This window comes from Arsenophonus endosymbiont of Crataerina pallida, assembly GCF_964020125.1.
GTDB classification, from domain to species: domain Bacteria; phylum Pseudomonadota; class Gammaproteobacteria; order Enterobacterales; family Enterobacteriaceae; genus Arsenophonus; species Arsenophonus nilaparvatae.
The window spans coordinates 3132285-3144297 of sequence record NZ_OZ026540.1 but is presented as its reverse complement, the minus strand read 5'-3'; the positions used below and the strand labels follow the sequence as shown (position 1 = coordinate 3144297).

General features: G+C 35.9%; 14 protein-coding genes and 1 pseudogene. 6 read left to right on the top strand and 9 right to left on the bottom strand.

What is annotated here, in order from left to right; translation table 11 throughout:
* Positions 1 to 368: 368 nt before the first annotated feature.
* From glsB to AACL31_RS16770, 3 genes and pseudogenes are all read left to right on the top strand, one after another.
* Positions 369 to 1300 (top strand): annotated as a pseudogene (gene glsB / locus AACL31_RS16780) (glutaminase B).
* Positions 1301 to 1338: 38 nt separating this feature from the next.
* Entirely contained in the window at positions 1339 to 2064 is a 726-nt protein-coding gene (locus AACL31_RS16775; RefSeq protein ID WP_310511671.1) for a DUF2884 family protein, read from the top strand.
* Between the two features lie 426 nt (positions 2065 to 2490).
* Positions 2491 to 3543, top strand: a complete 1053-nt coding sequence (locus tag AACL31_RS16770) for a hypothetical protein (RefSeq protein ID WP_310511672.1) — start codon at positions 2491 to 2493, stop codon at positions 3541 to 3543.
* Between the two features lie 65 nt (positions 3544 to 3608).
* Here the strand turns inward: AACL31_RS16770 and hemW are convergent, their stop codons facing one another.
* The 9 genes from hemW to rsmE form a co-directional block, all read right to left on the bottom strand.
* Positions 3609 to 4739 (bottom strand): radical SAM family heme chaperone HemW, encoded by a 1131-nt coding sequence (gene hemW, locus AACL31_RS16765; RefSeq protein ID WP_310511673.1) that lies wholly within the window; start codon positions 4737 to 4739, stop codon positions 3609 to 3611.
* Positions 4740 to 4743: 4 nt separating this feature from the next.
* The gene (gene rdgB / locus AACL31_RS16760; protein WP_310511674.1) at positions 4744 to 5325 is read right to left on the bottom strand and encodes an RdgB/HAM1 family non-canonical purine NTP pyrophosphatase; all 582 of its coding nucleotides are present in this window, start codon (positions 5323 to 5325) and stop codon (positions 4744 to 4746) included.
* A gap of 15 nt (positions 5326 to 5340) precedes the next feature.
* Positions 5341 to 5928 (bottom strand): YggT family protein, encoded by a 588-nt coding sequence (locus AACL31_RS16755; protein WP_310510426.1) that lies wholly within the window; start codon positions 5926 to 5928, stop codon positions 5341 to 5343.
* Between the two features lie 17 nt (positions 5929 to 5945).
* The gene (gene proC, locus AACL31_RS16750) at positions 5946 to 6767 is read right to left on the bottom strand and encodes a pyrroline-5-carboxylate reductase (RefSeq protein ID WP_310511675.1); all 822 of its coding nucleotides are present in this window, start codon (positions 6765 to 6767) and stop codon (positions 5946 to 5948) included.
* A gap of 45 nt (positions 6768 to 6812) precedes the next feature.
* Positions 6813 to 7496 (bottom strand): YggS family pyridoxal phosphate-dependent enzyme, encoded by a 684-nt coding sequence (locus AACL31_RS16745; protein WP_310511676.1) that lies wholly within the window; start codon positions 7494 to 7496, stop codon positions 6813 to 6815.
* 90 nt (positions 7497 to 7586) lie between these two features.
* Positions 7587 to 8006: a Holliday junction resolvase RuvX gene (gene ruvX, locus AACL31_RS16740; protein ID WP_032115520.1), complete on the bottom strand. Its 420-nt coding sequence runs from the start codon at positions 8004 to 8006 to the stop codon at positions 7587 to 7589.
* Positions 8006 to 8569, bottom strand: coding sequence for a YqgE/AlgH family protein (locus AACL31_RS16735; protein WP_032115519.1), 564 nt, complete (start codon positions 8567 to 8569; stop codon positions 8006 to 8008). The genes ruvX and AACL31_RS16735 overlap by 1 nt, the downstream gene beginning before the upstream one ends.
* A 193-nt stretch (positions 8570 to 8762) precedes the next feature.
* Positions 8763 to 9728: a glutathione synthase gene (gshB, locus tag AACL31_RS16730; protein WP_310511677.1), complete on the bottom strand. Its 966-nt coding sequence runs from the start codon at positions 9726 to 9728 to the stop codon at positions 8763 to 8765.
* A gap of 9 nt (positions 9729 to 9737) precedes the next feature.
* A complete protein-coding gene (gene rsmE / locus AACL31_RS16725; protein WP_310511678.1) occupies positions 9738 to 10469 on the bottom strand; it encodes a 16S rRNA (uracil(1498)-N(3))-methyltransferase in 732 nt (243 codons plus the stop codon).
* 257 nt (positions 10470 to 10726) lie between these two features.
* Between rsmE and AACL31_RS16720 the strand changes: the two genes are divergently transcribed.
* The 3 genes from AACL31_RS16720 (at position 10727) to AACL31_RS16710 (ending at position 11930) form a co-directional block, all read left to right on the top strand.
* The gene (locus AACL31_RS16720) at positions 10727 to 11167 is read left to right on the top strand and encodes a prepilin peptidase (RefSeq protein WP_339053429.1); all 441 of its coding nucleotides are present in this window, start codon (positions 10727 to 10729) and stop codon (positions 11165 to 11167) included.
* A 41-nt stretch (positions 11168 to 11208) separates the two neighbouring features.
* Positions 11209 to 11424, top strand: coding sequence for a hypothetical protein (locus tag AACL31_RS16715; RefSeq protein WP_422389262.1), 216 nt, complete (start codon positions 11209 to 11211; stop codon positions 11422 to 11424).
* 131 nt (positions 11425 to 11555) lie between these two features.
* A complete protein-coding gene (locus AACL31_RS16710) occupies positions 11556 to 11930 on the top strand; it encodes a DUF4354 family protein (protein WP_310511680.1) in 375 nt (124 codons plus the stop codon).
* Positions 11931 to 12013 lie beyond the last annotated feature (83 nt).

Sequence of the window (12013 nt, the reverse complement as noted above, 5' to 3'; positions counted from 1 at the left end):
TTAAATTAGTATTTAACTAGCTATCCATTTTTATATTGTATTCATTAAACTGTTTAAATATATTAATTAATTTTACTGATGTTTAATGTTGGGTGGTTATGTTTTATATAATAAGTTAAAATTTTATTATGTTTTTTATATTATAGTGAATGCTAGATTTTTTTGTCATTAACTTAACTAAGTGATATTTAGCTGTATAATAGGTACTTGATAATTATGAGTTTTGAAATTAATTAAATTTTTTAATCATCAATTGAATGAATTTTAAGCATAAATAGGAAATAGATAAAAATTATTCTAATAAATAGATTATATTTTTATCATGATAATTTATAGGAAATAAAAATAATATCGGATAGTATTAAGATATGAAAACTTTAAACACAACGCTTTCTAATACATTACTCATAGATATTTTACAACAGGTCCGTGCTCTGATTGGACAAGGAAAAGTAGCAAATTATATCCCAGCGTTAGCAGAAGTGCCGAATCATCATTTGGCAATGGCTGTTTGTACTGTCGAAGGAGAGATATTTTCAGCCGGTGATGCATATGAGCGTTTTTCTATTCAGTCAATTTCTAAAGTACTTGGTCTTACCTTAGCGATGACCCGTTACCGGGAAGATGAAATTTGGTGTCGGGTTGGTAAAGAGCCGTCAGGATTACCCTTTAATTCATTGGTACAATTAGAAATGGAAAAGGGGATACCGCGGAATCCTTTTATTAATGCCGGGGCTATTATTATTACTGATATGTTGCAGTTTCGGTTTAGCCACCTAAGCAACGAATGCTGGAGTTTGTTCGTTCTCTTACCGGTCAAACGGATATTAGTTATGATAACCAAGTTGCGAAATCGGAAATGGAACATGCAAGTCGCAATGCAGCAATTGCCTATTTAATGAAATCTTTTGGTAATTTCAAGAGCGATGTTTTAGCTGTATTAGAAACTTATTTTCATTATTGTTCGCTAAGTATGAATTGTGTGGAATTGGCTCAATGTTTTAATTATTTAGCCAACAATGGACGATTATTAAATAATGATCAGATCATCACACCAATTCAAGCCCGACAAATTAATGCCTTGATGATGACTTGTGGGATGTATGATGGTTCTGGTGAATTTGCTTTTCGTATTGGAATGCCGGGTAAATCAGGTGTTGGCGGTGGCATCATTTGTGTTGTGCCTAATGCTTTTACAGTAGCGGTATGGTCACCTGAATTGAATAAATCAGGGAACTCTTTGGCAGGTTGCGCTGCCTTAGAATTATTATCGCAACGAATAGGTCGCTCCGTTTTTTAGTATATGGCAATACAAAGCTGTGGGTTAAAGGAGAAAATATGTTACGTATTATACTAATTGTTTGCACATTATTGATGGCAACTTTTGTTGTAGCGAAGGATCATCAATGTTCTGTAAATCTTAAAGATGACATTATTATTACCAAACAGCAGATACAAGTAAAAGGTGCCAGTGGGAATTTGCAGATCACACCTGATGGTGAAGTTACTTTTAATAATAAAGTATTGCCGTTAACCCCGATGCAAAGAGAACAAGCTGTTGCTTATCAAAGCGTGGTTCGTGCAGATTTACCATGGATCAAACAGCATACTGAGCAGAAATTAGTTGAAGCTAAGCAAATACTCGATAATCTGGTTATTCGGGTAATGGGACAAGACAGTCAAGTGAGAAATCGCTTAAATACACTAAAACAAAATTTGGATAAGCAGATTGATAAAGTTATTGAACAACGCGCCGATATCCTGATCTTTCATCATCAGCAGTTAAAAACGATTGAAGCTGACAGCCGTATTTTACTCAATGAAAGTTTAGGTGGAATATTGCAAGATAGTATTAATGAAATGGGGCGTAAACAATTATTGACGGGTGGTGATGCAAACCAGTCGCTGCAAAATTTGCTGGGCGGACTAAGCGGACTACAGCAGGATTTAGAATTAGAATGGAAAAAGCAGGAAGATAATTTTCGCCAGTTTGGTCAACAGGTTTGTCATAAAATTGCCCATATGGAGCAGCTTCGTATTGATCTATTAAATAAGTTGAAATAATTTTTTAAACTATCACATATTTTATTTTAAGCGTGCAATTTAACCAAGTTATTACTAAATTAAGCGTTTAATTTGATCGGGATTTATCCAATCAATAAAGTTTAATCTGGTTTTTATCTGTTATTGTTGCAGATATTAGTCAGGTTAAGCTCAATATTCCCATTTTTTATTTTAGCTAAATTTAGCCTGACAAAATAAATGTCGCTGTACTTGGGATATGAAAGTGACAAAAATCAGTGTAATACCCGATATAGCAATCCTAAAAATTAGTATAGTTTGTAGGCATAATAATGCTTATCGTTAAATAAACGGTTTTGCTAGTGATTGCTTTCAACAAAAATAGAATATTAAGTATAAAACTTAACAAGAAAACCTGTTATATGAAATAAATTACTAAAAAATTTGTTTTTGATAGGAGTACAATGCATGTCTACCATATTGAATTTAGGCAATAATTACAATTATAACTTTAGTGAAAGTCGACTTAATCGCGTTATGAATGCAGAAACATTGGCTGAAGCGCAAAATATGGGGTTATGGGATCGGATTAAAGACTTTTTTCACGGTGGCGTGAAGCGGCAAGCAATAGAAATATTATTTGATCATATTAATCAGCCGGTATGCCATGATACTTCACCAAATAAACAACTACTGAAATTTGAACGATTGATTGATTTAGCCAAACCTGAACACAAAAAAGATTTTACCATTGATGCTGATCCACCTAATGTATATGGTAAATGGAATTATCGATTACAGATCGCAGAACATACTGTATATCAAGCTAATGAGATAGTTGATAGTCCAACCACCTCTTATGGAGCTTTTTGTGCAGTTATGACAGGCATGGCTTTTCGCCAATATATATCTGATAACCCTGATATTTTTGGTAGTGGAAATGATAGTAATGATGACTATATCAGGGCTAGTATCCAATGTATGAGTGATAATGAAAAAATACGCCAGCAGCTTGAAAAAGACCTAGGCAACCCGAAGTATAGCCATAAAAATTTTTGTGCAATCGAAGAAGTTGCTGATTCAGCAAAATTTATTGCCCGCTTCAAAGAGGGAAGTTTAGAATTTTCTAATAGAGATAATTTACACGGTGAATTTAGAGGTGCTCTTTTAAAGAATGCATTGCAAAGTGGAAATTATCACAATTTGAGAGAATTGTGCTTACAAGGTAATAATCGTACAGGGCAAAATACCATGCTAAAGTATGCAGTAGCTCCTCATATTGATATTTTCATTCAGAGTCTGACAAAGGGTAATCCCATTGATTGGCCGAATGGTAGGTATGATCCCATTAAGGTTCTAATTGAAAATAAAAGTCCTCTTATCAGTGCGGAAACTATTCAATCACTAAATGAACAGGTTATTGGTGATACGACATTAGGTAAATTATTTGGCATTCCTCAACCTGATATCGATGATGCAGATGGTAAGCATAGAAATACTATAGTAGATAAAAGAGTATAGTTGATTAGAAAAGTAGAATAATATATCGTCATTTACATCCCACCCTAAATGGGATGTAAATGGCTTTATAAAAATAGTGTTAACAAAGAATTAAGAAATAATTTGCCTTGTTCGGTGATCTGCCAGCTCAATTTTGTTTCTGTGATATAACCTTGCTCCAGCGCGTTATCAAGTTGACGACGAATGACATTTTCCGCTAAACCGGTGTAATCAATAAAATCCTGTCTTGGTACTGCCTCAAGCAAACGAAAACGATTCATAAAGAATTCAAAAGGCCTATCTGGTTGGTTTACTTCCTTTTGCTGATAGAGATAGTTCCCCGATAGATAGCCACGGGGATGTTTCGTTTTCATTGTTCGCAAAATACGACCATCGGCAAAAGAGATTTTTCCGTGTGCGCCACAGCCAATTCCTAGATAATCGCCAAAACGCCAACAATTTAAATTGTGCTGACACTGATAGCCAGGCTTGGCATAACCAGATATTTCATATTGTTGATATCCGGCTTTATTAAGTAGCTGATGTCCTTCTGAAAAAATCTCCCACAGCGCATCATCATTAGGTAATACTGGCGGGCAGGAGCCAAAATGGGTATTCGGTTCAATCGTTAATTGATACCAAGAAATGTGGGGCGGAGATAAATCAATTGCTTGTTGCAGATCAGAAAGTGCCTGTTCAAGTGACTGATCAGGTAAACCATGCATTAGATCAAGATTAAAACTACGTAAATTTAATGCTGAAGCCAGACAAGCGGCTTGGATAGCTTCTTCGGGGCCATGTATTCTGCCTAATCTTGTGAGTTTATCGGCAGCAAAACTTTGCACTCCAATAGAAATCCGATTAATGCCAGCCTGTTGATATTGGCTAAAACGTTCAGCCTCAACGGTACCAGGATTTGCCTCCATGGTGATTTCGGCATCAGCTGCCAGCGATAATCTTTGACGTATACCATCAAGCAAAGATTGCATTGCCTTAGCGTCGAGAAGACTGGGTGTACCGCCACCAATAAAAATACTCTTAACTTGACGACCATTTATCAGTGCAAGGTCAGCTTGAAGATCGGTTAGTAGATGTGTGACATATTCTTGTTGGGGCAACTCACCTTTTAGTGCATGTGAATTAAAATCACAATAAGGGCATTTTTGCACGCACCAGGGAATATGCACATATAGACTCAATGGCGGTAATTTAAGCATTAGTTTAAGATCCTAATAACATTTTTAATGCTTGCCCACGATGCGATACTGCATTTTTTTGCACTTTGGTTAATTGAGCTGCGGTAAGTTTTAGTTTGCTGTCATAAAAAATCGGATCATAACCAAAACCGTTGCTACCTTTAGGTTCATGGGTTAGCACACCTTGCCATATACCGTGACATATAATCGGTGTTGGGTCGGCAAAATGGCGCAGATAAACGAGTATACAATGGAATTGAGCTTGGCGTTGGTTGTCCGGAATATCTTTCATGATGGATAATAGTTTGTGCAAATTTTCTTCGTCAGATGCATTTTCACCGGCAAAGCGAGCTGAATAGATCCCCGGTGCACCTTTTAACGCATTAACCGAAAGGCCTGAATCATCGGCAATGGCCGCGAAACCAGAGGCTTTTGCCGCATGGCGTGCTTTTAATATCGCATTTTCAACAAAAGTTAGCCCAGTTTCTTCAATTGCACTAATAGCTAACTCAGTTTGGGCAATAATATTTAAGTTACACTCTTTTAACAGTTCAGCGAATTCACTTACCTTGCCGGCATTACCCGTTGCTAATACCACTTTATGCATGAAATTTGCTCACCTTTACATTAAATAGCCAACTGAATAGAGTATGCTGGTAATAGTCGGATCAATGAATAGCAGAATATCCAGGCGCAGATAATTTAAAGCAATCAAAATCAGCATTACAATCATGGCTGAGAAATCTAACCCGCCCATAGCAGGGATAATACGACGAATAGGTGACATTAAAGGTTCAGTTAATTGCATAAGCATATAATCAATAGGATTACGACCTTGGCTTATCCAACTAAGAATAGCTCGAATTAAGATCAGCCAAAAAACTAACTTGCCGGCATAAGTTAATAATTGAATAAAGCTAATAGGTAATAGCGCTATGCTGATTAAAGCGAGCGTGTTCGTTGCCCACATGACAAAAAGAATATTGGCTATGGTAAGAATATAAGCGACCAATAAAGTTGCGGTATCAATAGCTCCAATGGCAGGAATAAAGCGCCGTAAGGGCCCTACAATTGGTTGAGTTGTTTTGACCACAAATTGGGAAAATGGATTATAGAAATCCGCTCTGACCCATTGCATCCAAACTCGTAGCAATAAAATAATAATGTATAGTTGAATAATGGTTGGTACGATAAAAGTTAAAAATTGCATTTAATTATCCTGATAAATCAATATTGTTTTTCCATTTCTTCAGCGCGGCGGATTGCAGCACGCATTGCGTTGGTGACAATTTGAGATAAATTAGCTTGATAAAACTGCTCTAAGGCTTTAGCCGTAGTGCCGCTTTTCGAAGTCACTTGTTCTCTTAGTGTCGCAAAAGAGAGATCTGATTTGCTTGCCGCCAGAGCAGCAGAACCTTGGGCGGTATATAAAACCAGCTCTCTTGCTGTTTTACTATCAAAACCAAGTCGTTCAGCCTCCTGTTGCATTAATTCCATAAATAGGAAAAAGTAAGCAGGTGCACTACCAGTAACGGCAATAATATCATTAATTGCGGCTTCGTTAGTCAGCCAGAAAACTTTGCCAACACTTGCCATTAGTTCTGTGGCAAAAGTTTTATCATTCTCTGATACTGAATCCATGGCATACAAACCACTAACACCTTGGCCTATTAGAGATGGCGTGTTAGGCATAACACGCACCAGACTTATGTTAGGCGCGAGATATTGTTGATAACGTTTCACCGGAATTCCAGCGGCAATTGTCAAAACCAGTTTATTGGCAAAATTAACCTGTTCTTTTAGTGGTTGACAAACAGTTTCCATAATCTGGGGCTTAACAGCAAGCATAATAACATCTGCATGTTTGCTTGCATCACTGTTATCGCTTTTTCCGTGTATACCATATTTTTTTACCAGTTGATCGCGATTTTTGCTGGTGGGGGAGCAGACTGTGATGTTATTTGCCGGATAGCCAGCTGAAATTAATCCGGCAATAATCGCGTGAGCCATATTCCCAGCGCCGATAAAGGTAATTTTTCGCTGTTGCATTATATTGCTCCTTTTATTGATTGCCTTGATTTTCAAATTGATTCATTATCGGGAACCAAAAATAGCTGTGCCAATTCTGACTAATGTTGAACCACAAGCAATTGCAATATCAAGATCTGCGGTCATGCCCATTGAAAGTGTATCAATATCTGGATATTGTTTTTTTAACCGATTGAATAAATTTTCCATGCTACGAAAAATTGACATCTGTTGGCTAAGCTCATTATTTGGCGCTGGAATTGCCATTAAACCACGTAATTTTAGGTTTGGTAATAATACAATTTCAGCCGCTAATTTATCTAACTCTGCTGGTGTGATACCTGATTTACTTATTTCATTACTGATATTAATTTGGATTAGCACGTTTAGTGGCGCTTTATTTATCGGACGCTGATTATTTAATCGTTGTGCTATTTTTAATCTATCAATAGTATGACACCAATCAAAATGCTCTGCTACTAATCGACTTTTATTGGATTGTAGCGCGCCGATAAAATGCCATATTAAATCCTGTTTGTTACTAAAATAGGCGATTTTTTCTATCCCTTCTTGCAGATAATTTTCGCCAAACTGGTATTGTCCCGCATCGATAGCCTCTTGAATTGCATCACAAGATTTAGTTTTACTGACGGCCAGCAGAGTAATACCTTCGGGCTCTCGATGATATTTTTTGGCCGCTTGTATAATGCGATTTTTGACATTAACCAGATTTTGTTGGATTGTATTCATAAAATTTGGATGCTAAATGAAAATGAAATAGGATAAAAATATAATCTCATTGTCACGGCTGTGCGTGACAGTTTATTGTAATTATGCTGATTAAGCATGTTGTTCAAACCAACTTTCTAAAATAATGACAGCAGAAATGGAATCAATCTTACTTTTATTTAACGCCCGATAGCCACCCTGATTAAATAGTTGTGCTCGCGCTTCTATTGTTGTTAAGCGTTCATCGTGTAATGTAACTTGGATACCAAAGCGCCCATGCAGACGGTTAGCAAATTTACGGGCTTGATTACTTATTGGCTGCTCTGTTCCGTCCATATTGAGAGGAAGTCCAACGATAGCCAGTTCAGGTTGCCACTCTTGTATTATTTTTTCAATGTCTAACCAGTTGGGCTTACCATCTTTTGCTTTTATTGCAGTTAAAGGGCGTGCAGTTGCTGTAATTTCCTGCCCAATGGCGATACCTATACTCAGTGTACCGAAATCAAAAGCAATAATTGTTCTGTTTGCCATTATGCATGACCCGCTTGATTTGAAATATTAAAGATATCAATCCCAATTAAAGCAGCGGCTTCACGCCAACGTTCAGAAATGGGGGTATGAAAAATGATATTGCTATTTGCTTTGGCGGTTAGCCAACTATTTTCCATTATCTCCTTTTCCAGTTGCCCTTGTTCCCAGCTTGAATATCCCAAGGCAATAAGTGTTTTTTCTGGTTGTTTGGTAGTGCCTAAAGTTTCGAGAATGTCTTTTGACGTTGTGATCATAATTTCATCAGAAAGCTTTAAGGTAGAACTAAAACTATTTTGTGGCGAATGTAGAATAAAACCATGAGCTTCTGCGATCGGGCCACCAGAAAAAACCGGTTGACTTAATTCAGTTATATGATCGTATTCTGTCGTTTTAATGTTTAAATTTTTTAATATGCTATTGATTGAAATTTGTTCGATTTGTCTATTGATAACGAGACCCATAGCACCTTTTTCATTATGTTCACAGATATAAACCACCGACTTTTGAAAATACGGATCTAATAACGTTGGCATGGCAATGAGAAAGTGGTTTTGTAAATTCATATTATTAAACTTATTTTCCTGAATTATCAATAAAATATACCTGAATTAAAAGTTAAAAAATAATTAATGAAACACATTCGCGATTGTTTAAATTTTATTTTCGGCTGACTGTAAGATATTAATATTTTATAACAATAGAAAACATTTATAGTATCCTATCTTATTATTCAGTTAACTGTAGTGTTAGCTGTGGTTAATTTACTGTTTTTGCAGCCAGTCGTTTTTCTATTGCATCAAATAACATACCTGTAATTGATATAGCCGAAAATGCTGCTTCAATTTCACGTATACAGGTAGGACTGGTAACATTAATTTCGGTTAAGCGATCACCAATAATATCTAAGCCAACGAAAATTAATCCTTTTTCCTTTAATATAGGTGCGACCGTTCTGGCAATTTTCCAATCACTTTCTGTCAATGGTCTTGCTTCACCATATCCTCCTGCCGCTAAATTTCCGCGCGTTTCACCTTGAGCAGGAATACGAGCTAAGCAATAAGGAACTGGTTCACCATCGACAACCAACACCCGTTTATCACCTTGCTTGATAGCAGGTAAGTAATCCTGAGCCATACAGAAGCGCTGGCCATGTTGAGTTAATGTTTCAATAATGACACTGGCATTAGGATCATCTTTCTTTAAACGGAAAATCGATGCGCCACCCATTCCATCTAGAGGTTTAAAGATGACATCATCATGTTTTTGATGAAATTCTCGCAGTTTTTTATTATTTCGGGTTACTAACGTATCAGGTGTTAATTGAGGAAACCAGGCGGTAAATAATTTTTCGTTACAATCCCGCAGGCTTTGAGGTTTATTGACAATTAGAGTACCCGCATGTTCTGCCCTTTCAAGAATATAAGTGGCATAAATATATTCAGTATCAAAGGGAGGATCTTTACGCATTAAAATAACATCAAAATTTTTCAAAGCAATATCTTGTTCAGTACCAAATTGATACCATTGTGCAGTATCTTGTTTGATGTTGATCAGTTGTCTGGTATGTCCGTAAGCTTCACCTTGTAATAAATAGAGATCGTCCATTTCCATATAGTGAATTTCATATCCACGGCGTTGTGCTTCTAATAGCATAGCGAAACTACTATCTTTTTTAATTTTTATGGTTGAGATGGGATCCATCACAATACCTAATTTGAACATTTTGTCTCCTTAACCAAGATCGCCGAAGCGAACTTGTAATGCTGTGATTGCAGTTAACGCAGTGGTTTCTGTTCTTAATATCCGAGGCCCAAGTAGGATATTAGTAAATTGGTAGTTAGTTGTCATTATGATTTCATCTGGCGAAAGCCCACCTTCTGGGCCAATGAGTAACCTAATTTTATTTACCGCTGAGGGCAGTGTATTAATACTTGATTGGGCTTTAGGATGGAGATTAATTTTTAATGCATCATCTTTTTCTGTGCACCAAGCTTCAAGAGGCATAACTGGACGAATTAAGGGGATTTTGTTACGTCCACATTGTTCGCAAGCAGAAATGGCAATATTCTGCCATTGTTGTAGCTTTTTACTGAGTCGCCCAGGCTCTAATTTAACATTACAGCGTTCAGAAATAAGTGGAGTAATGATATTGACGCCCAGTTCTACTGATTTTTGAATAGTGAATTCCATTTTTTCCCCACGAGAAATAACTTGTCCAAGATGGAGATCTAAAGGGGATTCTCTGTTTGCAATTGTCGCCATCCCGAGCTGGACTTTAACTGACTTTTTATTAATCTCAAGTATTTGCCCTATGAAAATAGAATTACTGCCATCAAATAACTCAATATTTTGTCCTACACTCATACGTAGAACTCGACTAACGTGGTTAGTGGCATTATCGCTTAATCGTATTATTGCGCCTGATTCTAATAGTTCAGGATGATAGATCCGAGGAACGCGCATAGCCATGCTTCCTTATAAACTCGATGCTAGCAAAATATTGTGCCTATAATAAAGATGGGAAAATAAACTAGCAAGCTGTCTCGCTAGCTATTGATTTTCCTTTTTTATTTTGTGTACAAATTCGCAAAAATTCGCTTACAACCGGATTATTGTTAATATTTATTGTAGAACTGTTATAAAGCATTGTTTTTTTATTTATGGATATTGGAAAAGAATGCTGAGTGAATAATGCGGTTTTTTCAAAAAGGAATTTGAAGATGGCAACATGGCTCACCACTTTTTCGTATTGGCTGTTGATTCAAGCATTTGTTATAACAATTATTTTATTACCATTAAGCCATTTATTAGTTAGTTATTTACCCCTTTATCTATTTAATTATAGATCGCATGACTCACCTAGTAGATATCTCCTTTTTATTACTCTTTTTATTCCTTTCACTATCATATTTTTGCTGATCACAGATCTTAGCCATATAGTGATTTTACTTTTTTTCGTTTGGTTTAGCGTATTACTTGGGTTTATTGATCATCAGACAGGTTATTTGCCAGATTTATTAGTCTATCCATTACTTGTGTTAGCGTTGCTTTTTCATGCCATGCAATCTAATGAACAGTTGTTATTGGCTATTTATGGTGCCTTGGTTAGCTATTTAATATTTTGGTTTATTTATGGTTTATTTATGGTTTTTTTAAATTAGCTATTAAGCGTAGAGGATTAGCACAAGGAGATATTAAACTTGTGGCGGCTTATGGGGCTTGGTTAGGGGTATATATTTTACCTTATTTAATGCTATTATCTGCTTGTCTTGGCTTACTTAATTATATTCTTTTATGGATTAAGATACGCTATAAACCAGATAAAATTGCTTTTGGCCCTGCATTAGCTAGTGCAGGTATTAGTTTAATGTTGATTAAATATTTTAAAGAAGATTGGCTCATAAAAATTATTCTCTAACAAGTTAGCATGTCGATATTTGGGGCTATGGGTAACTTTGTTAAACTTAGACTAGTATTTTTTATTGAAAAGAGACTTTATTAATTTTTATGTGCTTTTAACTCGTTAGATGAAATATGAGGAAAGTTAAAATGAAAAAAGCAAGTTTGTTATTATCTTTTCTTCTCTGTTGTTCATTTTCAATTATGGCATCTGTGCCAGATGGTATTACGGTATTTGCCAGCCAAAAAGAAGACGGTAGTATCTCTTCGGCAAAAAAATCCTATTACACAAAAACATTTGATGTTACGGTGGTAAATGCGTCTGAAAAAGATATTGATCTATCTAAATATTGTTTTAAAGCTTTTTTAGGTTCAAGAGAATTTAAGGTAGATACTATTAATGAGAATTTACATAATAAAGTGCTAAAAAATAACGAAAGTGCAAAAGGCTTGATAGTATTTGCATCTATTAATCGGGATATTACTAAAGCAGCAGTGGTTAAATTAACTGATAAATGTAAATAAATAATCACTAAACGCAGCTTAACTTTACAATAATAAGCTGCGTTAAATTACTAAAGGCTCCATTTTAATTGTTTTAAATTTAT

What these genes read in the sequence shown, in the direction of transcription:
- AACL31_RS16775 (WP_310511671.1), top strand. Translation starts at nt 1,339, where the DNA reads ATGTTACGTATTATACTAATTGTTTGCACATTATTGATGGCAACTTTT.
- rsmE (WP_310511678.1), bottom strand. Translation starts at nt 10,469, where the DNA reads ATGCGCGTTCCTCGGATCTATCATCCTGAACTATTAGAATCAGGCGCA.
- rdgB (WP_310511674.1), bottom strand. Translation starts at nt 5,325, where the DNA reads ATGCATAAAGTGGTATTAGCAACGGGTAATGCCGGCAAGGTAAGTGAA.
- hemW (WP_310511673.1), bottom strand. Translation starts at nt 4,739, where the DNA reads ATGCTTAAATTACCGCCATTGAGTCTATATGTGCATATTCCCTGGTGC.
- proC (WP_310511675.1), bottom strand. Translation starts at nt 6,767, where the DNA reads ATGCAACAGCGAAAAATTACCTTTATCGGCGCTGGGAATATGGCTCAC.
- AACL31_RS16755 (WP_310510426.1), bottom strand. Translation starts at nt 5,928, where the DNA reads ATGCAATTTTTAACTTTTATCGTACCAACCATTATTCAACTATACATT.
- gshB (WP_310511677.1), bottom strand. Translation starts at nt 9,728, where the DNA reads ATGTTCAAATTAGGTATTGTGATGGATCCCATCTCAACCATAAAAATT.
- ruvX (WP_032115520.1), bottom strand. Translation starts at nt 8,006, where the DNA reads ATGGCAAACAGAACAATTATTGCTTTTGATTTCGGTACACTGAGTATA.
- AACL31_RS16720 (WP_339053429.1), top strand. Translation starts at nt 10,727, where the DNA reads ATGGCAACATGGCTCACCACTTTTTCGTATTGGCTGTTGATTCAAGCA.
- AACL31_RS16710 (WP_310511680.1), top strand. Translation starts at nt 11,556, where the DNA reads ATGAAAAAAGCAAGTTTGTTATTATCTTTTCTTCTCTGTTGTTCATTT.
- AACL31_RS16735 (WP_032115519.1), bottom strand. Translation starts at nt 8,569, where the DNA reads ATGAATTTACAAAACCACTTTCTCATTGCCATGCCAACGTTATTAGAT.
- AACL31_RS16770 (WP_310511672.1), top strand. Translation starts at nt 2,491, where the DNA reads ATGTCTACCATATTGAATTTAGGCAATAATTACAATTATAACTTTAGT.
- AACL31_RS16745 (WP_310511676.1), bottom strand. Translation starts at nt 7,496, where the DNA reads ATGAATACAATCCAACAAAATCTGGTTAATGTCAAAAATCGCATTATA.